This window comes from Ktedonosporobacter rubrisoli (assembly GCF_004208415.1).
GTDB lineage: Bacteria > Chloroflexota > Ktedonobacteria > Ktedonobacterales > Ktedonobacteraceae > Ktedonosporobacter > Ktedonosporobacter rubrisoli.
In genome coordinates this window covers 9,082,120-9,104,832 of the sequence record NZ_CP035758.1, presented here as the reverse complement: position 1 = coordinate 9,104,832, position 22,713 = coordinate 9,082,120, and the positions used below count along the sequence as shown (strand labels likewise).

Sequence of the window (22,713 nt, the reverse complement as noted above, 5' to 3'; positions counted from 1 at the left end):
GAAAACTATGTCAGCACTTTTCGATGTAGAGAAAGACAATGCGCGCTTCTTTCGCCTCTCCAGACGTGTGTTCACAATGTTTGCAATCCTTACAGGTCTCTATCTCGCTGCATCGACCTCTGCTATCTTGTTAAACAACCCCTCTTTTATGCATGACTGGCGCGGCATAGCCAGTATTGTGCTTACCATTCTGGCTTTTCTGATTTACGGTGTTCAGTTCCGTATGAGCCTGAAGATGCAGTGCCCTCCGCCATTGCGCTACGCTGTAGGTCTTTGGGCCAGTTTGTACCTGGTCGTAGTGCTACTTACGCTCGTCAATAGCTCCTTTGTCTGGGACTTCTATATAGTTTTTGCCATCAGCTTTGCTCTATTTGGGAGCATTCGCCTCTTGCTGGCAGTGGGATGCATAGCTCTCACGCTGTTTGCTTTTCAAGGCTTACTGATCTTGCCGCTATCTGGCAGTGCACTCGTTGGCCTCACCAGTCAAGGCTTGACGCTCTTCAGCGTTACGGGTTTTATTATGCTGTTCCAACATCTGATAGAAGAACGCTTTGAACGCAACAAACTTTTTCAGCAATTGGCTCAAGCCAACGGCGAGCTAGAGGAAGCTCATCATCAACTCGAACAATCCGTCGTCCAGGAGCAGGAGCTTGCTATCTTACGGGAACGCACCCGCTTGGCCCGCGAGATGCACGATACTATTGGTCATGCTCTGGTGCTTATCTCTGTCAAGCTTGAAGCAGCCCAACGGCTTCGTAAACGTGATCCTGAACGTTGTGACCACGAGCTGGAGTCCACCAAACAGATTGCGCGCGAAACGATGACCGCCTTGCGGGCTTCCATCGCCGACTTACGTTCTCCAACTCTGGAACATGGACATATCAATCTCGCGCTCAGCCGCACAGCCAGAGAGTTTGCGCGGCGGAACAATCTGCAAGTGACCTACACGTTTCAGGCAGATATCGGCCTTCTTCCCGAGGCCATCGAAGAAACTCTCTGGAAAGTGAGCCAGGAGGCCTTTACCAACATCGAAAAACACGCTCATGCCAGTCAGGTACAGGTGCGTATCAGCCAGCAAAACGAAAAACTGCTTCTGCAAATCCACGATGATGGCATCGGCCTCCCCCAGCATTGTGCAAATCCCAACTGGATGGAAGCACAGGATATATCAGCCCAAGAGGCCACTATGGATTGCAAGGCATGCATGAACGTATAGAAGCCATAGGCGGCCATCTCACGCTGCGCTCCTGCAAAGAACAGGGAACCAGCATTGACGTTGAATTGCCGCTTGCATAAGTGAACCACGGGCTTTTCCAGGGCAGGGATCGGGCGTCACACTCCACCCAAAAACTGTTCTCAACAAGTTCATTCATTAAGGTGGCAAGGTACCGCCAGGATCGCAGTGAGAAGAGAGCGACGCAATGACAAAACCGCCAGCAGGGAAAGCCCCACCGGGTGCCAGGGGAGCGATAGCAGGGATGTAGGGGTCTCGCGCCTGGTTCGCTCTAGTTGACAATGGCGTAAGAGGCAAGTAAGATAGATGTAATCATATATGCATATTATCGGCTTGTAAAAACACCTGTTATCCGGTCGGCTACATGTCTTGCAGCCAGTTAATTTTGTGTGCAAACGTTTGTGCCGGAGATCGTTACAATTGGAGCACTGGCAAGCAGATTGCGCAGGGCCATCATCCAGCACAGCTTGCGCACCTCGCGTTAGTTCCTTTAGGAAGGGCTGGTACATGCCAAAACTGCCACCGCGTGGCGATGAGCGCTTCGAGGATATATATCCATCTCATCCTCACCAACCACGCGCCCATGCTTCCTCGCGGCGAAAGCATATAAATTACTATAGCGATGAGCATCCCGAGGTTCCCAGGGTTAAACGGGCCTCGCGCCATCTTGATGAACTGCCAGCCCCACCCAGGGCAAAGCTTGCCCCACCCGACTCCCCTGCGAATATAGCCTCTAGGACCAGAAGACCGTCTGGCAAAAGTGCTAAATCTCATGCTGCAACACAAGAAGATATGGCCCCCTTTACCGAGCGATTGCCAAGCGTTTACACTTCCCGCCAGGGGAGCCGAAAACTGCGGAATGATATCCATGAGCCCCCAGCTCAAGACCCCGAAACCGGCAAAATAGCGGTCACGCCACGGCTGCGTCCGCTGCTTCACGAGCCGTTGACTCCCAAGCCGCGTACAAAGACTAAATTGCGTCGACGATCAATCTCCATCCTAACTCAGTTACAGGATATCAGCCGCCACCGGGCGTTTATCCCTGTCATACTCTTTGTTCTGGTCTCATTGATCATTCTGCCAATCGCCGCTAACGCGCTGCGTAATAATGGCTCACAACTTCTCTCAACCAGTTCAAATCCTGGCAATAGTGCATCTTCGCAGCCGGGAACTTCCCGCGCAAACAACGTTCATGAGCTGGTTATCACTCCCCAGGATACTGACCATCCAGCCCCTCCCATGCTGGCCAGATCAGCCTACCTGCTCGACGCTGATACAGGCGCCACATTATATGCCCATAACCCATTTATGCACCTTCCTATGCTCAGCACAACTAAGCTGATGACGGCCTTAATAGCTGTAGAAACGGGCAAGCTTGAGCAGAAAATTACTATCACTGATCCCATTGCTCACGACCTCAACCAGCTATCGGCGGATAGCTCATTGATGGGGATCAAGAAAGGCGAGACTTATACGCTTAATGATCTACTCTACGGCCTTCTCCTCGTATCCGGCAATGACGCCGCCATTGCCATAGCCGATGGAGTGGGAAAGAGCGTGACAAATTTCGTCGCTGAGATGAATCAGCGAGCCCACCAATTAGGAATGAACGATACCCATTATATGAATCCCCATGGACTCCTGACAACCGGCCACTATTCTAGCGCCCATGATCTTGCTTTAATCGGTCGCTATAGTATGAATAATCCAATCATTCACAAAATTAGCGGCACCAGGCAGTATCATATTGCCAAGAGCGCAGAGCACGCAGAACATGGATTGATTAATGGCAACCAGTTTTTATGGTGGTATCCAGGGGTCGATGGCGGCAAGCCCGGCTGGGATGGTGCCGCTAATTTTATCCAGGTTATCTCATGTACCCGCAATGGTCACCACCTGATCGGCGTTACAATGCATACTAGCGATTGGTGGACTGACATGCGCAATCTGATGAACTGGGGCTTTAGCACCTTTAACTGGGTCTCCCCTCACGATGCTGACATTTCTAACCCACCTATTCCTTATGATAACGACTGGAATTACTTTGTAAAGGATAAAAAAGAGAACACCATTCCTACTGCCGATAAAGGGCGCTACTTTATCTTCACAGGCTATAGCGTCACTGGCCCTATTCTTAGCTATTTTGATAAGAATGGCGGCTTGCAGAAGCTAGGTTATCCCGTAGATCTTCCCAAAATGTCAGCAAATGTGCTTAGCCAGCGCTTTGAACATGCTACTATTCAATGTGATCTGTCAGTTCAACGCTGCAGTACTGCAAGATAATACAAAGCTCACGATATTCTTAGTTACATGAGGAGCTTACGCTTCAAATCGTTCTATGCCTGCCGCTTTCAGCCAGGTCGGCGTCCTCTTGTGCGCCAGACAAAGGGCAGGCTCTTCTCGTTTTCCCTCCAATAATCACCGCACAGAACTTTACGCTTTCTTTGCTATCCAGTAGCAACCGAGCTGAGAACAGAAGGAGTTTGCATCTCAAGCTATTTTGAGGAAAAACCTGGGGTTCAGCTAGCCAAAGGATAGCTCTATACGAGCTCTCTTCAGGAACGCTTGCTATGTTTTCTCCAGGTATATAGTGAGAATAGATAACCTTATGACGAAAGGAGAAAAGCATGCAGGGCATTCTCTATAAATATAGACTATTCCCATTTATTATCATGACGCTAGGATTGGCAATCCTGGCCACCGGTGGGATATATCTCATCAACAGCTTTAGCACACAAAAGGAAGTCATGGCAAGTAGTAGTCACGAGGCAATGGCTACGCGAGCAACATCAGTTGTTAACCCCCAGGTTTGCCCTCCCGCCAACCTGGTCCGCCCGGCTACTGCACTATCGACTCATACAGGCAATCAATTGGGTACAACAAAGCAGCCGGCCCTCCACCAAAACCTGGTCTATGCTTACAACACTGACCGGGCCGGTATGCTCATTCGTTATGATACTGCTACCGGTACCAGTACCATGGTCGCCAACCTTGCGCATACCCATATCCAGGAGGCCCAGCTTTCGACGGATGGAAAAACTATTCTCTTTCTTTCACAACTAGCCAACCATCCAGCGATACAGATGATTCGCATCGATGGCAAGAATCTCCAAACGCTTTATTGCGCCTATAATAACGCCACTTTTACTAACTTGCTCTGGTCACCCGATCAGCAGCTCGCAGTTTTTGCAGCGAAAAGCGCAACAGATAGCAAGATTGCCCCAACAATCCAACTGCTCAATCTTCATAAAGGCACGATTAAAACGCTGGTGAAGGCCGATAGCCACATAGCATATCGACTACGCGCCTGGAACGGCAATGCACTTGTATATATGTCAGGATATGATGCCACGGGAGCTACTCCTCCTCATGATGTGTTCATGCTTGACGTCCTGCATGATAACATAATGCGCGCTGCAACCATCAGCGGCTCCGCCTGGAGTATGAATCTTACTCCCGATGGCAAAACACTCATTCTCAGCCAGTGTGCTGGCGATTTGAGCACGGATACATACCAGGCCCCGGCAATCATCAGCACACAGCCTGCCAGTGGTGGCAAATTAACGCTCATTTATGCCAGCCACGTATACGCAGTCACCCAGGTACGCGCAATTTCTAATAAGAGCCTGCTCTTCATCATTAGCGATCCCACAGGAAATAACAAGCAGATCGGCTTATGGCGTATTAATGTGGATGGAACAGGGCTCAAGCATCTCACAAATCAGGCCAAACGTTTGAATGGGCAGCAGTCTGCCTGGTCGAGCATCTCACGAGACCAGCAATTGTATGCAGCAGTTAATTATGAGGATATAGGAAAACAACGTAGATTCAAAATATTCTACGGCTCGCTAAATGGTGGCCCATCCTCATTAGCGCTGGTCACCAATGCAGGCGAAGATGCACAGATCGTTGGCTGGACAGCGTTATGAGAACATATCCTGGTTGCAAACGTAGATGAGATGTTATAATCAAAAATATCATCGTCCCCATAGACCAGGAGAAAATAAGTGAGCACCAACGAAGCCAAGCAAAACAGCCAGAATAGTGAGAGACCCCTGGGTGTACGCGTGATCAAGCCCCATCAGTTTGATGCAAATACGCCGCAAACGCCAGGTATGCAGCGCGTGGCCGCAGTTTCGCGCGAGCTTGCCGGCTCGCAAGGTATATGGGCCGGAGTAACTGTCGTTGATCCTCATATGGCTAGCGGTAAGCACCATCATGGCGAGCTTGAAACCGTTATCTATGTGGTCTCGGGTCACGGTAGAATTCGCTGGGGCGACAACCTGGAGTTCCAGGAAGATGTGAATCCCGGTGACTTTATCTACGTACCACCATTTGTACCTCATCAGGAGATTAATCCAGCTAATGAGCCATCGCAATGGGTGATTGTACGTAATTCTCAGGACCCCATCGTGGTTAATCTCGAACCACTGGATAGCAAGCAGCAAAAGGCCAACGACGCCACCCATAAATTTTAGCCAACACGCGCGCCAACGGCTACCTATAAGAAGACCTGGCGCGCGTTTTCCTCTGTGCCACATCCAGGCTAAGCGCTAAAAATACTAGAGCACTTGCTAAAATATTCAAACACAGCTTAGCATGTACCAAACTCTATACTCCCTTCGTCTATAAACTATGCAATACAAATTCCACAGGAGAGCGCGATAATGCAACCTGATAAGATGGGTGGCACAATTTTAGGACACTATCGTATTCTACACTCTCTGGGCTATGGAGGTACGGCAACAGTCTTTCTAGCTCAGGACATCAATCTGCAGAGAGAAGTGGCCATCAAAGTATTCCAGCCAGGCACGGGAGAGATGCAAGACTTTCTGCGCCGCTTTGCTCGCGAAGCGCGCGTGCTGGCTCAACTCGATCATCCACATATCCTTCCCGTCTATGACTATGGTGAACAAGAAACTATCGCCTGCCTGGTAATTCCTTATATGCCTGGCGGTTCCTTACGTGATCGCTTGCGTGAACTCGGTCCTGTGCCAATCCAACAGGCCATTAAACTCGCTGGACAAATTCTAGACGCCCTACAGTACGCGCACAACCGAGGCTTAATACATCGCGATATCAAACCGGGAAATATGCTCTTTAAAGCCGATGGCACGCTCCTGCTCTCAGATTTCGGCCTGGTTAAAATAACTTCATCCCCCAGTGATCCTCTCCCCCTACAAGCAACGGAAAGCACCATATCTCACACAATCGCTGGAACCCCTGATTATATGGCTCCAGAGCAGATTACGGGACAGCCTACCTTTGCCAGCGATATTTATTCGATGGGCATCGTCCTCTACGAGATGCTCACCGGGAAACGCCCCTTCAACGCCGATAACTATATAGGCGTGTTTATGCAGCATCTCCACGAACAGCCGGCTCCGCTCTACACTCATAATCCCCAGATTTCTGCAGCCTTGAACGCCGCCATCATGCGTGCGCTCTCTAAAGAGCCAGGTAAGCGTTATCAAAGCTGCAATGAATTTCGCCAGGCCTTAGAGCAAGCTCTATCCTCAACCAAATTCCCGCCAGAGCCTTTAGCTTCTTTTAGCACTTCTAGTGCTTCGCCTCAGCCAAACGATACTAATACCCAAATAATTTCACAGCCTTTAGCACAGCAGCCCAGGCAGATAATCATCCCTCATCCTGATACACGGTCAGGAACGCCTACCACTTCCATCGAAGCCACTCTATCTTCTGGTAGCGCAATTTATGCCTCTTCCACCGCGCCTATCCAACATCCAGTATCCCCATCCACGCATCCACACGCGCAGAAGCCTTTAATCATAATCCTTATTTGTATCATTCTTGCCCTCGTGATTAGCCTGGGAACCATTCTCTATAGCGGGGGATACATTGATTTAAGAATTGGTCGACAGCCTGGCGGCTCCCCCTCAAGCCCGATCTCGTCCGCTACCACAGTCACCAAAGGAGGGATCACAACAAATCCAGGAGTTGCCACAGGCAACCAGCTCCCTGTCACAGCAACCAACTGTCCACCAGAAGGAGTTGCGCGCGCTCCCCTCATGCCTCCCTTCATATCAGGAAAAAATCCAAACCTTGCCTATATCGTAGATGAAGGCACCTCCGACAAACCTCTTGCCGCAACCCTCAAACTGCGCGATGTCACATCGGATCTCCCCGCCCAGGATATCATTCGCCTCCCCACAGCTTACATCAGCGAGGCCCAGCTCTCGCGGGATGGCCAATGGGTGCTCTTCACGGTCCAAATTGCTGGCCAGATGCAACTCCGCCTGATACGCGTCGATGGCCTGGCCCAACAGACACTTTACTGCGCCCCTGTACATAGCTCCATTACTCATAGTCAATGGTCTTTCAATCAGCAACAGGTTGTATTCAACGCAGGCCAGGATAAGCCCATTACCTATCTACTCAATCTGGCGACGGGAGTATTGCAGCCCGAGCTCATACCACAAGCAAATCTGAGCTATATTCCACGCACCTGGCAGAGCAATACAGCTATCTATATGACCACCCTCCTGCCCAATGCCAATGCCTCGGGGCAAGATATCTATATTCTTGATACGCGCAAAGGTGCTAATCAGCATGATGGAGATCTGCAGAAAGTTGCTACGACTCCACTCGCCTGCAATAGTTTTGACAGCAGCTATGACGTTTCACAGCTCTTTATGAGCCAATGTACACCTGCAGCAACACAGGCAAACGGTCCAAGTGTCGTCACTGTCCAACCTGCTACAGGAGGCACAGCAAAGATGGTTTATAGCAATGCAAATCAAGCAATCACCGCCATTCGCTCGGTTAGCCCAACTACTCTTCTGTTGCTCATCGAAAATCAGGCCGGAGATAGCAGCCAGAATGGCCTATGGAAAATGAGCGTAGATGGTAAGGAACTCAATCGCCTGACCACCGACAACGAGCATTCTCAGGCCCTCTGCCCATTCACGCAATATGCCTGGTCAAATATCTCAAACGATGAAGCGTTCTATGCCTTACAATCCTTCAATTCGCAAACCCATACATATAGCATGGTCTATGGATCATTGAAAGGTGGACCTCTGCATCAGTTCGCCAGCATAGATGACGGAACACAGCTATATCTCGTCGGTTGGACCCACATATAAGGTATAACTAACGTACCAAGTTATAAAATCCATGAGTAGTGGTCAGCTTCTTCGCTACGCTGACCACTACTCATCAGTATTTTTATGTAGAGCACAGCCAGTTTACAACAAGTAGCTACAACATTTCGGACATTTGCCTTAAGGTGGTCGCTGACAAAAAAATCAGGTCTCTATTTCTATAGAGATCAGCATATAATGCAACTAGCAATTATCCCAGGTTGCCACACAGGAGAAAACGGCCAGATCGGCAACAGCCATACGAGCTTATATGCTCAATCGTCGCACTTGCTAAGGGAGATTTTTTACTTATGAAGAAGCTCATTGTAGCTCTTACTCTATTCGGCCTTATTGCCATAGTATTTGCTGCCTGCGGAGGCGGCGCTGATAGTGGGAGTAGTTCCAGTGCCAGTTCAGGGCCAGCGGTTCATATGGATGATACTCATTTTTTGCCCACTTCTATTACCATTCCCAAGGGCAGCAAACTAGATCTGATTAATGATACCGGAACTGCCCATATTATACAAAACGGTACCTGGAAAGATATGAGCGCCAGGCCTTCAATTGAGCCAGGCGCGCCAAAGGTTGATGTCCAATCCGTAGGCAGCGGCACCCAGACAATTGGACCGTTCACAACTGCGGGCACCTTCCAGCTCTACTGTACTGTTCACCCGGGTATGAACCTGACAGTTATCGTGAAATAACCCTCAATCAAGCAAGACGCGGCTTCAGTTTCGGGCCGAGCCGCGTCTTGCCCCTGCAACCTTCCAATAGACCACGCTAGCTAGCGGCCAGCAAACGCCAGGCAACATTGCCCTACTTCAGGCCGCTTAACTGTCCACCTTTTTCTTGCCGATCTCGTATCTTATATAAGATTGCCACAAACATGAGCTAGAGATTTTTTTCTCCAGCGGAACATTTGTGCTATTTGCCAGGAATTGGCTGTACAACATATTGTATAATACACACCGAACTACGTAACATACAATTTATAAGAGAGGAAGCACAACGGCATGGTAAAAATCGCTTTCCATAACATCACCAAACAATATCCTGGTGCTAGTCGACCTGCCGTCGATGCTGTCACCTTTGATGTGCCAGAAGGCAGCACATGTATGCTGGTAGGTACCTCTGGCTCCGGCAAAACAACGCTTCTGCGTATGGTCAACCGTCTGATTGAGCCAAGTTCTGGCGAAATCATCATCGACGGAACCAATGTCCTTGAGGAAAATCCAATTCAGTTGCGGCGTCGCATCGGCTACGTCATTCAGCAAGTTGGACTTTTCCCTCATATGACGGTCGCAGAGAATGTCCGGGTTACCGCGGACATTGCCGGAGGCTGGACAAGGCAGCAGCTTAACACACGCGTTGACGAACTGTTAAACCTGGTGGGCTTACCGCCCGACGAATATCGCAAACGCTTCCCGCGCCAGCTCTCGGGCGGCCAGCAGCAGCGAGTGGGGCTTGCCCGTGCGCTTGCCACAGATCCGGCAATTCTGTTGATGGATGAGCCCTTTGGAGCGTTAGATGCAATTACCCGTGCACGCATGCAAGAAGAATTAATGCGCGTGCAAAAGGATGTACAAAAAACTATTCTTTTTGTCTCACACGATATTGAAGAGGCCTTCAAACTTGGCAATCAGATCGCAGTGCTCTCTGAAGGCAAGCTAGTCCAGATCGGCTCGCCGGTCGAGTTGCTTGCGCGGCCAGTCAATGACTTTGTACGTCAGCTTGTAGGAGCCGATAGTATTCTACGCCAACTTCAGTATTTGCCCGTTAGTGATGCCCTGGAGAAACAGCCAGAAGCAGCTATCCAGAATAATGTGCCTACATTCGAGGCACATGCAACATTGTTAGAGGCAATGCTCAAGCTACTCGAAACCAACGCCCCCGGGCTTAAGGTGCAGAATAACGGTTCCTCCGAACCCCTTGGATATATTACCCTTGCCAGTATCAACCGGGAAATCACGCAGACGCGTACGCAACCCGCCGAGCATATAGAGACGAAGTTATAAGCAACGATCCACTAGCATTCCTGCCTGCTGACGGGCAATGTATGCTAACGAAAGGCATTTTCATGAATTATCTACTCAGTCCCTATAACTATGACTTGTCAGATCCGGGAAGCATTCCTAACTTGATCTGGCAGCACGCATTTCTGGTTGGCGTCAGCATGCTCATCGCGCTTATCATCGCCATACCTGTGGGACTTTTTGTAGCCCGCCATCGCCAGTTCTATTTCCCGGTGATTACCTTTACAGGCTTACTTTACACCATCCCAGGTATTGCTTTGCTCGGTATCCTGATCACAGTTACCGGGTTAAGCTTTACCACAGCCATTATTCCTCTTGTCCTTTATGCCCAACTTGTGCTGATTCGCAATACAGCTACCGCTGTCAATGGTATCGACCCGCTCCTATTAGAAGTGGGTCGCGCCATGGGCATGAGTCCACGCCAGTTACTCTTTCGCGTCACTCTGCCTTTAGCCCTGCCAGTGATCGTAGCGGGTATTCGTATTGCAACCGTAACGACTGTCGGTATTGCCTCGCTGGACTCGCTGGTTGGAGAAGGCGGCCTGGGTGACCTCATCTTCAAAAATATCACCAGCGGCGATACACAGGCAGTCATTGCCGGAGCAATTCTTATGGCGCTTTTTGCCATCGTCGCCGATTTGCTTTTGCTCCTTGTACAAACTGCCCTTAATCGTGGACGCAGCGCCCTCTCGGTTGCTTAAGAAGAATAGGAGGAACAGAAGATCATGGGTGAGATCCTCCAGTTTATTGCTGATCCGCACAATGATTTTATAGGTCATACTATCGCATATATCCAGATATGCGCATTCTCAATTGTGGTATCAGTGATCATTGGCGTTATCCTCGGGATTATCGTCTCGCGCAACGCCGTGCTCGGTTTCATCGCTGTCAATCTTAGTGGATTGATGCGTGCAATTCCAATTATCGCCTTTCTGATCGCGGTACTACCCTACCTTGGTCTTGGCTTTACGCCTACGGTTGTGGCCTTGATTATCCTTGGCATACCACCGGTTCTGCTCAATACTTATACCGGGCTAAGGGGCATTGATCCGGCAACCATCGACGCCGCACGCGGTATGGGGATGACACGGGGACAGATTATTACGCGCATCCAGATACCCCTTGTTTCGCCGATTGTCGCGGCTGGCATCCGAACAGCGGCAGTACAAATTGTGGCTACTGCCACGCTTGCTGCGTTTATAGGTGCGGGAGGATACGGCGATTATATCGTCGATGGGCTCTACAAATTAAACAATGCTGAAATGCTTGCCGGCGCCATCCCCGTAGCCATTCTTGCCATTATTATTGAAGTTTTTATGGCCTGGCTACAGCGTGTACTGACGCCTGCCGGTATTCGCGTGCAAGGTGAAGTTGAAATTGCCCAGATATAACGCTTAAACGATGTTCCAGGCGTTGAATAAGTATGCTATACTTGCTCAGCACCTTATTCGTCTTTATTATTTTAAGGAGGAAGATATGACTTCCCTGCGCTCATTACGCGCAAAGTTCGTGCTTTCGCTATTGTTGTCAGCTCTGCTCTTACTTTCTGCATGTGGAACGGCGGGCAATAGCGGCGGCACTCAGAGCAGTGGTAACACAAGTGGTAATAGCTCGGCAGGACCCAAAGGGCCGATCACTGTAGCCAGTAAGCTCGACGTTGAGAACCAGCTCCTGGCTAAGATGTATACGCTGCTGCTCCAGAAGAAAGGCTTTACAGTCAACGAAAAGCCGGCTCTGGGCAACAGTACGATCATCTTTCAGGCTATTAAGAGCGGCGCCATTGACTTGTATCCCGAGTTTACCTATACAGCGTTGAATGCCTTGAAGATGCCCACAGCACACTATCCCCAGAAGGATTATCAGACAGTGAAGGATGCTTACAATAAGCAGTTCAATATCACCTGGCTGGATGCTTCACCTCTGAACGATGGGTATGGGCTCTGCACGACAAAAGATGAAGCCCAAAAGCTGGGGGTCACGAACATTTCTCAACTGGCTCCCAAGGTTTCACAGCTTGTCCTGGCTTCGCCCAGCGATGGTATCTCTTTCATCGACGGGCTAAAGTCTACCTACGGCTTTGATACCAAGAGCTTCAAGCAGACTCAGACTATTGACTACGCGTTGGGCTTTACGGCCGTAAGCAGCGATAAGGCTCAGGTTGCTGTCTGCTACACCACGGATAGTAGTGCTCTCCAAAAAGGTTTTATCTTCCTGCAGGACGATAAGAACGGTTTCCCGGCCTTTAATCCGGCTCCTATTGTCCGTAATTCTGTGTTACAAAAGTATCCTGATATCGCTACTACGCTGAATCCGCTGGCTCCTGATCTGACTACTGAGGTCAGTATGCAGCTGCAGTCGCAAGTAGCGGAAAAGCAGAAAGCAGGCGCATCGGCAAGCAAAGCTATCACCGATGTGGCGACCGATTTCTTGAAGAGCAAAGGCTTGCTCTAGTCCTTAAGAGATAAAAGCAGATAGGGGGCTCTTCTCCTATCTGCTTGCTTTTTGTAGTATATCAGGCCTGAAAAAGCTTCCCTCAGCTGATAACCGCTTATCGACTCTTGATATTGCGTTAGAAAACCAGATCAGCCCGAAAAAACTTCCTGCACAACCTGGCTGAGTCGTTGGTTGTTGAACTTCCCCAGCGCCTTAATTTGTTGCTGTCTGACCTATGTTGATCTCCGGGACGTAGGCCAGGATCTCCTGCACTTCCTGCCCGTCTGCCGCCAGGGCTATCTTGACTAGCAAATCCTGTAAGACTTCTGGATCGCTGATCTTTTCGCTCACCATCTCGGCCGGCTGGAGCAAAAATAGATAATTCTTGCGTACAATAGTCAGTAAAGCCGCACGCATTCTTCGCAACTCCTCCCTACGTCCCTTCTCTAGCCCTTGAGCCATTCCTTTTTCTAGCCCTTTCTCTAGTCCTTTTTCTAGTCCCTTCTCTAGCCCTTGAGCCATTCCTATCTCTATTCCCTGAGCCATCCCTTTCTCTAGTCCCTGAGCCTTTCCCTTTTCCAAGATTTCTTGATAGACCCAGGACTCCTCCAAGATATCACCATACATCGCAAAAATCCTTTCCAACCAGTAGCGGTCGGCCTCCTTCATCAATACCAACCCGGCAAACAACTTTCCTGATTACTATTTCTACTCAATAGTTGTTAACATCAGATCCACCAGGTATGAAAACTCGATAATGTTTGTACTGTCTTAAATATTATCGTGTCTTCACAAAAAGTGATTTCAACTTCAGATAGTAGCGGATGGCTCCAAACTGTGTGACTTCCCTTTCCAGGTCTCCAATGGAAGCCCGCGCTTTCAGCCTTTTAGCTGCCAATATCTCGGGCTGATCAGTCAGATCATTATAAAGCAAAGCTCGTCCAAAGCTCTAATCTAGAGCATTGATACAGCGCTTGCTCACCTAAGTATGAAAACATAATGCCTAACCAGATCAGCCCAACCAGATTTTCTTCACTCTTTGGCTGAGTCGTTGGTTGTTGAACTTCCCCAGCGCTCTAGTTTGTTGTTGTCTGTCCCTTGCTGGTCTCGGGAATTTGGGCCAGGATCTCCTGCACTTCCTGCCTGTTTGCCGCCAGGGCTATCTTGACTAGCAAATTCTGTAAGACTTCTGGATCGCTGATCTTTTCGCTCACCACCTCGACCGGCTGGAGCAACGCTGGATAACTCTTCTGCACAATAGCCAGCAAGGCTGCACGCAACCTGCGCATTTCCGCACGCAACTCCTCCCTACGCCCCTTTTCTAGCCCCTGAGCCATCCCTTTTTCCAAGATTTCCTGATAGACCCAGGACTCTTCCAAGATATCGTTATACATCGCAAAAATCCTTTCCAACCAGTGGCGGTCAGCCTCCTTCGTCAACACCAACCCGGCAAACAACTTAGCGAGAGGCAATAACTCAGTCTGCCTGGCCTCAACTATCTTTTTGGCCATGGCATCTATGACTTCATGGCTGCCGCCATCCTTAGCCAGAGGCACGAGTGGCAACAGCCCTGCTAATCCAGTCTCCATAAGCTCGATGACCGAGACCTCCCACAACTTTGTAACTACAAAGCGAAAGCTCAGTATCTCCAGACCATCCGGCAAAACCCATATAAGAGGCGGCTCTGCCGTGTTATTACTTTTGCGCAAGTATAGCACACATGATAACACAGGTCGCTTTAATGTACGTGTTGCTAATACATTATATTCCAACAGACGTTGGGCCATGCTGATATCTTCCTTGCTCTGAAACTCGATATGCAAGTACATTTCTTGCCCGTTCAGTACCACCCCCAACATGGCATCGGCTTCCAAGGTCCGGTTCTTCAGCTCACTTGAAGCCCAGTTTTGGAAAACTGCGCCTTCTAATAACCAGGAGACAAAATGTTGCGGATTTGCCCGGATGAGCCTCTTTAACGAATCATCCCAAATTTTATGTGTTTGAGTATTCAATATTTTGATACCCTCTCCACTTTAATCTCCGATAGCGGTGCATGCACATACGCTTATCGTGGCTGAAGTATAACAGATAATATAATATGTGTCTATATCTAAAACCTTTGATACACAAGAATAGAGGAAATAAAATCTATCTATTGACAACTCGGCCATACTCAGACTATGCTTAATTTAGAGAAAGTTATACAAGTGTCAAGTTATATCCATCGGGAGGCAGCAGCAACATGAGCAACCACCTGACAAGGCGCTATCATCGTCTTTTCGCCTCAGACGCACGTTCAGTTACCATCGCAATGGATCATGGCGGAACCCTTGGCGCCCTGGCGGGCTTTGAGAACGCGGAAAAAGTTCTGGAACAGGTGATAGCTGGTGGAGCTGATGCAATCCTGACGACAGCCGGTATTGCGCGCAAATTTGGGCAGCATCTGAGCCATGTTGGACTCATGATACGTTGCGACGGAGCCACGTCTCCCCTCTTTGAGAGCTCTAGAGAGCAAATTGTCGAGGTCGAGACTCTGCTAGAGCTGAGCGCCGATGCCGCAGCAGCTATGTATTTTCCGGGCCTGGAACGCGATCGCAACACAACCATTTATTTCCCCTTTTTAGCCGAAAAAGCCCATCGCTGGAATATTCCCATTATGGCGGAAGCCTTACCCTACGGTTTCGATCCGCACCCTGCCTCCCACGCAGTTGAGGCAGTCGCTTCAGCTTGCCGGATGGCCGTCGAAAACGGGGCAGATATTATCAAGACCTTCTACACAGGCAAGCGTGAAGGTTTCAAGCACGTCATAGAGACAAGCTTTGCGCCTGTACTGGTACTTGGTGGTCCAAGAGTCAAAAATGACGAAGAATTTTTTGCACTGCTTCGCGAGGCGATGGATGCAGGCGCCTCGGGGGTCGTTATCGGACGCAACGTCTGGCAAGCGCCCTCGCCCCAGGCAATGACCCGCGCCCTGGTAGCTATCGTACATCACGACGCCAGCGTTGCAGATGCCCTACGCATTCTCAACGAAAGCGTTTAAGCATAGTTCTCGCCAGCACCATGTTTAGAGAGGCCAGCTTTGTAAGCAAGCTTCTTGCCCTATTAGTATGGTCTCTCTATACTATCCCTTCCTGGTTCCCTTTTCATACATACTGACAAGCGCATACGAAAGAAAGGGACAGGCCCATGTATCTTGCAGGCATTGATGTAGGCACCACAAACACCAAGGCAATCATCGTCGACGTAGAGGCTGGCAAAGTTTGTGCTATAGGGAGTTGCCGTACTATTACACAACATCCAACTATGGAATGGAGCGAGTTCGCGGCGCAAGAGCTCTGGCAAGCAGTTGTAGATAGCCTGCAGCAGGCACTTAAGCAATGCACGAAGCCAGAGCGTATCTGCGGCGTCTCTGTATCCAGCATGGGAGAAGCTGGCTTTCCGCTCGATGCCCATGGCAACATCCTGCATAATGCTATCGCCTGGTATGATCCGCGCACTGCTTCCCAGGCTACCTGGTGGCAAGAAACGCTGGGGCATAAAGCCATCTATGACATTACTGGCCACGCTATTCACTCCATGTTTGGCATCAATAAACTGCTCTGGCTGCGCCAGCATCGCCCCGACATCTTTAAACACATCAGCCATTGGCTCAGTATCGAGGACTTCGTGCTCTGGAAGCTCAGCGGTCAGATGGCGACCGATTATAGCCTTGCCTCACGCACTATGGTCTTCGATCAGCAAAAGCTTACCTGGTCAACTTCCCTTCTAGCGCATGCCGAGATCCCCATCGATTGGCTTCCGCAGGCCTATCCCAGCGGAACACCTATTGGAACCGTCAGTAAAAGTGCCAGCGCTGAAACCGGGCTGCCCAGGCATACTCTCGTGGTTACAGGCGGCCATGATCACCTCTGTGGAGCTCTTGCCGCCGGTATTACAAAGCCCGACCAGATTCTTGACTCAACCGGCACTGCCTGCTCAGTGATGGTGCTCAGCAAGCATTTCCAGCCCTCCGATAACCTGCGCAGTTCCGGCAGCCAGAGCTACGCATATGTGTTGCCCCAAACATACGTCATCCTTGGTGGGCTTAACTTCGCTGGAGGAGCTTTTGCCTGGCTCGTCTCTCTTCTCTATGGGCAAGATGGCCATGAGGAGGCATACACGCAAGCCTTGCAAGATGCGGCATGCGCACCACGAGGAGCACGCGGAACCACTATCCTGCCTTATTTTTTAGGTACAGGCACGCCACATCGACACGATACCGCCCTCGCAGCCATCCTTGGACTCAGCCCCTCACATGGCCGGGGCGAACTCATGCGCGCCCTGCTCGAAAGTCTGGGCTTCTGGCTGCGCGACAACCTGGAAATATTGTTATCTTATTGTAGTTCAGCCTCACAGCCAGAAATTGTCGCCATTGGTGGCACAACTCGCGCCGCGCTATTAATGCAGATCAAGGCCGAAATCACCGGCTGCCGTATCAGAGTACCGCAAATTAGCGAAGCTGCAGCAACAGGAGCTGCACTGCTAGCTGGTTTAGGGAAAGGCATCTTTCATTCAAGCGAGGAGGCTGCTGCAAGCATCCAGCATACGGAAGTCAGCTATGAGCCAGGCGAGGAGGCTATAGCCATTTATAGAGAGATCTATCAGCAGGTCTACATTCCAGCACGGGATGCTCTATTGGCACAGTATCCTCACAGTAATTTGTAGGCTACATTAGCCAACACAGTGAATGAGAGAAAACTCACCATTCTAGTTATAGGCGCATAGTGGCTCTCACTTAGAGAGCGTTAGTTAGTTTGGCAATTTAACAAACTAACTGGCTCCATCGTGCCATCCATAGAGAAGATAGTGGCAGGCTAGCAGAGAAGGGAATAACAGAATGCGTATTTAAGCTTTCAAGGGAGCGCGGCTTAAGCCACAATTTATGAGCTCAGCGGATGCGGCACAGGGCTAAATGCAATATCGATAACCGTAATTACGGCCCCTAGCGCGATAGCATCATTGCCCAATTCACCTGGCAAAATACGCGTACCATTCCAGGCTGCGGGCAAGCTACAAGCGGCCGCAACGCGTCGCAAAGGGGCAAGGAGAAGAGCACCGGCACGAGCCACTCCCCCATCAACCACAATTGTGGCTGGATTGAACAGATTAATCAGTCCGGCCAGAGCTATACCAATATGCTCACCGGCTCGCTCAAGAGCTGCCACGCTGGCAGCATCTCCACGCTGTGCAGCAAGTATCACATCGGCAATATCTGCCCTGACATACTCAGCGCTGCCCGGCTCTGCTTGCGCTAACTGATCCTTTCGCCTCACTAAAAGACTGACTGCGCTTCCCTTCTCAGCGTTTGCTTCGCCTCTAGCATGTAGCGATCTCCCCAGAAGCGCATCCTCAACAATGGCCCGAGCACCGGCCAGAGTCTCCAGGCAGCCACGATTGCCGCACACACACAGCGGCCCGTCCTCATCGATACTGATATGCCCCAGTTCGCCCGCGCTTCCACTATGTCCTCGATAAATATGCCCATCGACGATCAGGCCACCACCAATCCCGGTAGCCACTTTGATATATGCCATATTCATAGAGCCCCGAGCAGCGCCACAACGGCTCTCTCCCAGAGCTCCCATGTTGGCATCATTATCCATATAGAGTGGTACCCCAAACTCATGCTGCAATACCCCCCATACATCTACATTATCCCAACCTGGCATACCTGGGGAGCACTTAACTTTCGCCGCTGCGCATCAAGAGGGCCGGGAATACCCAGGCCAATGCCCACAATGCGCTCCCACGAAATACCGGCATTCTCCACAAAGACGCGCATCTCAGCAATGAGCAGGGGTAAGCAAATTTTGGGACCTCGTTCAATATCAAACTGACCGGATTGACGGGCAATAATCTTAGCAGATAGATCAGTTATGAGGATGGTAAGGTGGGAGCGCCCAATATCAATTCCAATCACATAGCCAGTCTCAGCGTTGAAGTGGACAAGAATAGCACGCCGTCCCCCCTCGGAGCTCGAATGAGAAAAACTGCCCTCGCGCACAAAGCCTTCTTGTAAGAGAACGTCTATTATACTGCTCACCGTGGTGCGCGAGAGACCCGTGCGCTTTGCAATCATCACCCGCGCAATTGGCCCATACTCACGTACACAATTTAAAACTAACAGACGATTATATTCCCGCACATAGTGGAGACCCGTTCCCTGCGAGCCTGAAGATTTATCGCTTCCATCGACACTATGCAGACGCATATCCTGGATCAGGCGCTGAACAGCATCACTCATAGGCCCTTTCCTCTGTCGTGGCAATTAGTCCTGGTTTAGCGTTTCGCAGCTCTTGCATTCCTATCCTGCTATGTGATGGTATCATCTCTTACCTGGTTTGTCAAGTTTCCCAACTAACCAGGCAAAAACACTTGACATTATGACCTACACCAAGTTACAATTTGAGCAAGTATATTGCGTGAGATAGCTTGAAGTTCCTTGTTGCAGCAATGCAACATCGGCTTTAAGACGAGCGTCAGAAGCTATCTCACTATTTCTATCTTCTAAACGAGTATCCCCATGTACCCCTTACGCTGTGGCCTTTATGTGCATTAATAGCAACTCTATTAATGCTAGTTCTCTTAAGGTGAAGAAATTTAAGCAAAAATAGACCCATATTTTCGCCAAACAATCGGCAAAGGAGGTGCTCTTTCCTTCGCGCGGTATTCTAGCCCACTGATATAGATTTCGCGGTTCCAAACTACGAGCAAGCGGGACATTACTGTCTCAGGACTTCATCACAGCGGATAGTCGAAAAGCAACAAGAGGAGAAACCGCATGGACGATCTCGAAGGCGCAAACATCAGCGAACTAGCCAGCAAACCCCTCAACCGTCGAGAATTCTTACTTGGAGTAGCCACAGTAGCTGGCACAGCCGCGCTTGCAGCCTGTGGAGGTGGAAGCGGGAGCAGCAGCAGCACTGCCACAAACTCTGCCAGTACAGGCGCGAAAAAATATTCTATTGCCCTGGTCCAGGGCGTCAAGGGAGATCCATTCTATGTAACTATGGCCAAAGGAGCCCAGGCCGAGGCCAGTAAACAAGGCGTTACCCTCACCGTTGACGGGCCGGCCCAGTTTAATGCTACCCTCCAGACTCCCATTGTTGACGCGCTCATCGCCAAAAAAGTTGATGCTATCATTATTGCGGCCTGTGATAAGCAAGCTATGATTGCGCCTTTACAGCGAGCAAACAGCGCAGGCATCAAAATTATCTCCGTCGATACCTTCATTGGCAACGGCGATTACACCAGCGGCCCCGTCACCTTCCCTCTCTCCTATATTGGCTCAGATAACGAGCAAGGTGGCAAAATTGCAGGAGAAGCCTTAATTAAAGCTATAGGAGGGAAAGGCAAAATCTACATTCAGAATGTGCAGCCGGGCATCAGCACGACAGACCAGCGCGAACAGGGATGCAAAGAAGCAATTACCGCTACCAGCGGTGCAGTAAGCCTGGCAGGAGTTGATTATAACGAAGATAGTGCGGCTAAATCTGCGCAGCAAACAACTGCCGTACTGCAGCGCGTAAGAGATCTTTCCGGTATTTTCGGCACTAACCTTTTCAGCGCTGAGGGAGCGGCGCAGGCCGTCAAGCAAGGCCAGATCAAAATCGCTAATTTTGACGCTCCCGAACAGGCTATCACAGACCTGCGCAACGGAGTAGTTGATCTTGTCATTGCGCAATTACCCGGCCAGATGGGCCAGATAGCCGTTCAGTACGCTGTGGATGCCCTCAACGGCAATACCAGCAATATTAAGAAGCACGTCCCTACTGGCTACGTAGTCATCGATAAATCCAACGTAGACTCACCCCAATCGCAGGCAGCGATCTATAAGAGCAGTTAACTGAGAGGATAAGCGAGGCAGGAGAGAGCTGCTGCCTGCTTCGCCAGTTTCCTGTATGGACACAAGCAATCTCTCTGGGAACTGCAAAGTACATACATTCTCTATAGCGGGGGCAGCAGCGGCAGACATCTCGGACGATCCGCTTGGAGGATACTGCAATAGACTGGAAAGTTTGTCATATGCAAGCATCGAAATCTCTTGCACAGCCCGCGCGCCGCCCTATCGAGATCGTTAGCCAGTTCTGGGCCTGGCTCTTCTTGCTCGCCCTCATCATTTTTTTCTCGATCAGCGGTCAGGGCTTCTTGAGCTTTTTTAACATTCAAAGCATTGGCACTGACATGGCCTTTGCGCTGATCATGGCCCTGGGACAAACCTTTGTGATTATAGCTGGCGGCATCGATCTCTCAACAGGCTTCATTATGGGCCTCTCGGCCGTTGTCTCGGCCCAGGTCCTCACCGACCTGGGTGGCAAGTTACCCTTACCCGCAGTTATTTTATTGGGCATGCTGGCTGGTATCGCTGTGGGCGTTATTCCGGGCTTGTGCAACGGAATAATTATTGGCCGCCTGCGCGTTCCGCCCTTCATCGTCACGCTTGGCATGTATGGCATCGCGCGCGGTGTCGGCTTTCTCCTCTCTGGCGGTCAGCCCGTAAGTGTACAGGTCAACGGCATTGGAGACCTTGGCAACGGCTATCTATTCTATTTCCATCCCAGCTTCGGGCTCACCCTCTTCCATGCTCCGGCTAACTTAACAGTAGCCCAGCAACACGACATGCTTAGCCTGCTACCATATCCCCTCATCTTGATTGTTGTCCTGGTGCTCATCTGTCACTGGCTGCTCACGCATACGCGCTTTGGCCAGCATACCTATGCCATCGGCGGCAATCAAGAAGCCTCATTGCGCGCCGGCATCCCTGTTATACGCCATACCGTGGCCATCTACATGCTCTCTGCGCTACTCTCCTCCATCGCCGGGGTTCTTTATACTTTGCGCTTCACCAATGGAGCCGCCAATGCTGGCGATCCACTGTTGCTTGATTCGATTGCTGCCGTGGTTATTGGCGGGGCCTCGCTCTTTGGCGGCGAGGGAACAATTATTGGTACCCTGATTGGCGCTCTAATCATCGCCGTAATTCAGAACGGTTTGGTGATCATTGGTATTGAACCTTACTGGCAATTTGTCGCAGTTGGAGTGATTATCATTCTTGCAGTCCTTGTCGATCAGGCTAAGGCCCGTGTCGTAGAATAAGGGGAGGATAGAGACATGAGCACAACCCAACCTATTCTACAGGTAAAGGATATCTCTAAGCATTTTGGTGGCTTGATCGCCGTGGATCGGGTCAGCCTTGAAGTCTATCCGGGCGAAGTTGTAGGTCTGCTTGGCGATAATGGAGCCGGCAAATCTACCCTGATCAAGCTCATCTCCGGCGTCCATCATCCCGATGGCGGCCAGATTGTGCTTGACGGACATGAAGTCTCTTTCTCCTCTCCACTGGAGGCGCGCCGCCAGGGCATCGAGACCATCTATCAGGACCTGGCCCTCTGTGAGAATCTTGATGCTCCTGCCAATATATTTCTCGGGCGGGAGCCCATTCGCCGCTTCCTTGGTCTCCTCAATGTGCTCAATCGCGCTTACATGCTTACAGAATCGCGCCAGGTTTTGGATCAGCTCGATATCAAAATACCCAACCTGCGCCGTCCCATCCGCCTGATGTCCGGCGGCCAACGCCAGGCAGTGGCCATTGCGCGCGCGGTCTATTGGAATGCACGCCTGATGATTATGGATGAGCCTACGGCGGCTCTGGGTATTCCTGAGCAGCAGAAAGTGCTACAACTTGTGCGTACCCTACGCGAACGTGGCGTTCCTGTGATTATAATTAGTCATAACCTCCAGGATGTATTTGCGGTCGCGGATCGGATTATCGTAATGCGCCGGGGTCGCAAAGCAGGAGAGCGGTCTATTAAAGCCACCAATGATAACGAGATTGTTAGCATGATGGTCGGCGCAGAACAGGAAGAGTAAA

At 50.4% G+C, this 22,713-nt stretch carries 19 protein-coding genes; 15 read left to right on the top strand and 4 right to left on the bottom strand.

Translation table 11 applies throughout. From position 1 onward, the window contains the following. The first annotated feature begins 7 nt into the window (after positions 1–7). The 10 genes from EPA93_RS39360 (at position 8) to EPA93_RS39315 (ending at position 12,821) form a co-directional block, all read left to right on the top strand. Positions 8–1,216 (top strand): sensor histidine kinase, encoded by a 1,209-nt coding sequence (locus EPA93_RS39360; RefSeq protein WP_129892769.1) that lies wholly within the window; start codon positions 8–10, stop codon positions 1,214–1,216. A 525-nt stretch (positions 1,217–1,741) separates the two neighbouring features. Then, positions 1,742–3,517, top strand: a complete 1,776-nt coding sequence (locus EPA93_RS39355) for a D-alanyl-D-alanine carboxypeptidase family protein (protein ID WP_129892768.1) — start codon at positions 1,742–1,744, stop codon at positions 3,515–3,517. 344 nt (positions 3,518–3,861) lie between these two features. Next, entirely contained in the window at positions 3,862–5,163 is a 1,302-nt protein-coding gene (locus EPA93_RS39350) for a TolB-like translocation protein (RefSeq protein WP_129892767.1), read from the top strand. Between the two features lie 78 nt (positions 5,164–5,241). Further along, positions 5,242–5,712 carry a cupin domain-containing protein gene (locus EPA93_RS39345; RefSeq protein WP_242527230.1) on the top strand — a complete coding sequence of 157 codons (471 nt, stop codon included), beginning with the start codon at positions 5,242–5,244 and terminating at the stop codon, positions 5,710–5,712. Between the two features lie 189 nt (positions 5,713–5,901). Beyond that, the gene (locus EPA93_RS39340; RefSeq protein ID WP_129892766.1) at positions 5,902–8,340 is read left to right on the top strand and encodes a serine/threonine protein kinase; all 2,439 of its coding nucleotides are present in this window, start codon (positions 5,902–5,904) and stop codon (positions 8,338–8,340) included. A gap of 308 nt (positions 8,341–8,648) precedes the next feature. Further along, positions 8,649–9,041 (top strand): cupredoxin domain-containing protein, encoded by a 393-nt coding sequence (locus tag EPA93_RS39335; RefSeq protein WP_129892765.1) that lies wholly within the window; start codon positions 8,649–8,651, stop codon positions 9,039–9,041. A gap of 309 nt (positions 9,042–9,350) precedes the next feature. After that, positions 9,351–10,352, top strand: coding sequence for an ABC transporter ATP-binding protein (locus tag EPA93_RS39330; RefSeq protein ID WP_129892764.1), 1,002 nt, complete (start codon positions 9,351–9,353; stop codon positions 10,350–10,352). 62 nt (positions 10,353–10,414) lie between these two features. Continuing rightward, positions 10,415–11,071: an ABC transporter permease gene (locus tag EPA93_RS39325; protein ID WP_129892763.1), complete on the top strand. Its 657-nt coding sequence runs from the start codon at positions 10,415–10,417 to the stop codon at positions 11,069–11,071. Between the two features lie 24 nt (positions 11,072–11,095). Next, on the top strand, positions 11,096–11,761 hold the full coding sequence (locus tag EPA93_RS39320) for an ABC transporter permease (RefSeq protein WP_129892762.1): 666 nt from the start codon (positions 11,096–11,098) through the stop codon (positions 11,759–11,761). Between the two features lie 85 nt (positions 11,762–11,846). After that, positions 11,847–12,821, top strand: coding sequence for a glycine betaine ABC transporter substrate-binding protein (locus tag EPA93_RS39315; protein ID WP_129892761.1), 975 nt, complete (start codon positions 11,847–11,849; stop codon positions 12,819–12,821). A gap of 195 nt (positions 12,822–13,016) precedes the next feature. Here the strand turns inward: EPA93_RS39315 and EPA93_RS39310 are convergent, their stop codons facing one another. Together EPA93_RS39310 and EPA93_RS39305 are read right to left on the bottom strand one after the other, a co-directional pair. After that, entirely contained in the window at positions 13,017–13,430 is a 414-nt protein-coding gene (locus EPA93_RS39310) for a FliH/SctL family protein (protein ID WP_129892760.1), read from the bottom strand. Positions 13,431–13,879: 449 nt separating this feature from the next. Then, entirely contained in the window at positions 13,880–14,815 is a 936-nt protein-coding gene (locus tag EPA93_RS39305; RefSeq protein ID WP_129892759.1) for an RpnC/YadD family protein, read from the bottom strand. A gap of 230 nt (positions 14,816–15,045) precedes the next feature. On the opposite strand from EPA93_RS39305, the gene EPA93_RS39300 reads away from it, so the two are divergent. Both EPA93_RS39300 and EPA93_RS39295 read left to right on the top strand, forming a co-directional pair. Continuing rightward, positions 15,046–15,843 carry a class I fructose-bisphosphate aldolase gene (locus EPA93_RS39300; RefSeq protein WP_129892758.1) on the top strand — a complete coding sequence of 266 codons (798 nt, stop codon included), beginning with the start codon at positions 15,046–15,048 and terminating at the stop codon, positions 15,841–15,843. 146 nt (positions 15,844–15,989) lie between these two features. Next, the gene (locus tag EPA93_RS39295) at positions 15,990–17,507 is read left to right on the top strand and encodes an FGGY-family carbohydrate kinase (RefSeq protein ID WP_129892757.1); all 1,518 of its coding nucleotides are present in this window, start codon (positions 15,990–15,992) and stop codon (positions 17,505–17,507) included. Between the two features lie 215 nt (positions 17,508–17,722). Here the strand turns inward: EPA93_RS39295 and EPA93_RS39290 are convergent, their stop codons facing one another. Together EPA93_RS39290 and EPA93_RS50615 are read right to left on the bottom strand one after the other, a co-directional pair. Then, entirely contained in the window at positions 17,723–18,511 is a 789-nt protein-coding gene (locus tag EPA93_RS39290) for an ROK family protein (protein ID WP_129892756.1), read from the bottom strand. Continuing rightward, complete coding sequence (locus EPA93_RS50615) at positions 18,490–19,086, bottom strand: ROK family transcriptional regulator (RefSeq protein WP_129892755.1); 597 nt, start codon at positions 19,084–19,086, stop codon at positions 18,490–18,492. The genes EPA93_RS39290 and EPA93_RS50615 overlap by 22 nt, the downstream gene beginning before the upstream one ends. Positions 19,087–19,623: 537 nt before the next feature. Here EPA93_RS50615 and EPA93_RS39280 point away from each other — a divergent pair. The 3 genes from EPA93_RS39280 (at position 19,624) to EPA93_RS39270 (ending at position 22,712) form a co-directional block, all read left to right on the top strand. Further along, the gene (locus EPA93_RS39280) at positions 19,624–20,688 is read left to right on the top strand and encodes an ABC transporter substrate-binding protein (protein ID WP_129892754.1); all 1,065 of its coding nucleotides are present in this window, start codon (positions 19,624–19,626) and stop codon (positions 20,686–20,688) included. Between the two features lie 179 nt (positions 20,689–20,867). Then, positions 20,868–21,938, top strand: a complete 1,071-nt coding sequence (locus EPA93_RS39275) for an ABC transporter permease (RefSeq protein ID WP_129892753.1) — start codon at positions 20,868–20,870, stop codon at positions 21,936–21,938. A 15-nt stretch (positions 21,939–21,953) separates the two neighbouring features. Further along, positions 21,954–22,712, top strand: coding sequence for an ATP-binding cassette domain-containing protein (locus tag EPA93_RS39270; protein ID WP_129892752.1), 759 nt, complete (start codon positions 21,954–21,956; stop codon positions 22,710–22,712). Position 22,713 lies beyond the last annotated feature (1 nt).

Excerpts from the sequence above, each read along its gene's own strand:
- EPA93_RS39360 (WP_129892769.1), top strand. The coding sequence starts at position 8 with ATGTCAGCACTTTTCGATGTAGAGAAAGACAATGCGCGCTTCTTTCGC.
- EPA93_RS39355 (WP_129892768.1), top strand. The coding sequence starts at position 1,742 with ATGCCAAAACTGCCACCGCGTGGCGATGAGCGCTTCGAGGATATATAT.
- EPA93_RS39350 (WP_129892767.1), top strand. The coding sequence starts at position 3,862 with ATGCAGGGCATTCTCTATAAATATAGACTATTCCCATTTATTATCATG.
- EPA93_RS39340 (WP_129892766.1), top strand. The coding sequence starts at position 5,902 with ATGCAACCTGATAAGATGGGTGGCACAATTTTAGGACACTATCGTATT.
- EPA93_RS39335 (WP_129892765.1), top strand. The coding sequence starts at position 8,649 with ATGAAGAAGCTCATTGTAGCTCTTACTCTATTCGGCCTTATTGCCATA.
- EPA93_RS39330 (WP_129892764.1), top strand. The coding sequence starts at position 9,351 with ATGGTAAAAATCGCTTTCCATAACATCACCAAACAATATCCTGGTGCT.
- EPA93_RS39325 (WP_129892763.1), top strand. The coding sequence starts at position 10,415 with ATGAATTATCTACTCAGTCCCTATAACTATGACTTGTCAGATCCGGGA.
- EPA93_RS39320 (WP_129892762.1), top strand. The coding sequence starts at position 11,096 with ATGGGTGAGATCCTCCAGTTTATTGCTGATCCGCACAATGATTTTATA.
- EPA93_RS39315 (WP_129892761.1), top strand. The coding sequence starts at position 11,847 with ATGACTTCCCTGCGCTCATTACGCGCAAAGTTCGTGCTTTCGCTATTG.
- EPA93_RS39310 (WP_129892760.1), bottom strand. The coding sequence starts at position 13,430 with ATGTATGGTGATATCTTGGAGGAGTCCTGGGTCTATCAAGAAATCTTG.
- EPA93_RS39300 (WP_129892758.1), top strand. The coding sequence starts at position 15,046 with ATGAGCAACCACCTGACAAGGCGCTATCATCGTCTTTTCGCCTCAGAC.
- EPA93_RS39295 (WP_129892757.1), top strand. The coding sequence starts at position 15,990 with ATGTATCTTGCAGGCATTGATGTAGGCACCACAAACACCAAGGCAATC.
- EPA93_RS39290 (WP_129892756.1), bottom strand. The coding sequence starts at position 18,511 with ATGCCAGGTTGGGATAATGTAGATGTATGGGGGGTATTGCAGCATGAG.
- EPA93_RS50615 (WP_129892755.1), bottom strand. The coding sequence starts at position 19,086 with ATGAGTGATGCTGTTCAGCGCCTGATCCAGGATATGCGTCTGCATAGT.
- EPA93_RS39280 (WP_129892754.1), top strand. The coding sequence starts at position 19,624 with ATGGACGATCTCGAAGGCGCAAACATCAGCGAACTAGCCAGCAAACCC.
- EPA93_RS39275 (WP_129892753.1), top strand. The coding sequence starts at position 20,868 with ATGCAAGCATCGAAATCTCTTGCACAGCCCGCGCGCCGCCCTATCGAG.
- EPA93_RS39270 (WP_129892752.1), top strand. The coding sequence starts at position 21,954 with ATGAGCACAACCCAACCTATTCTACAGGTAAAGGATATCTCTAAGCAT.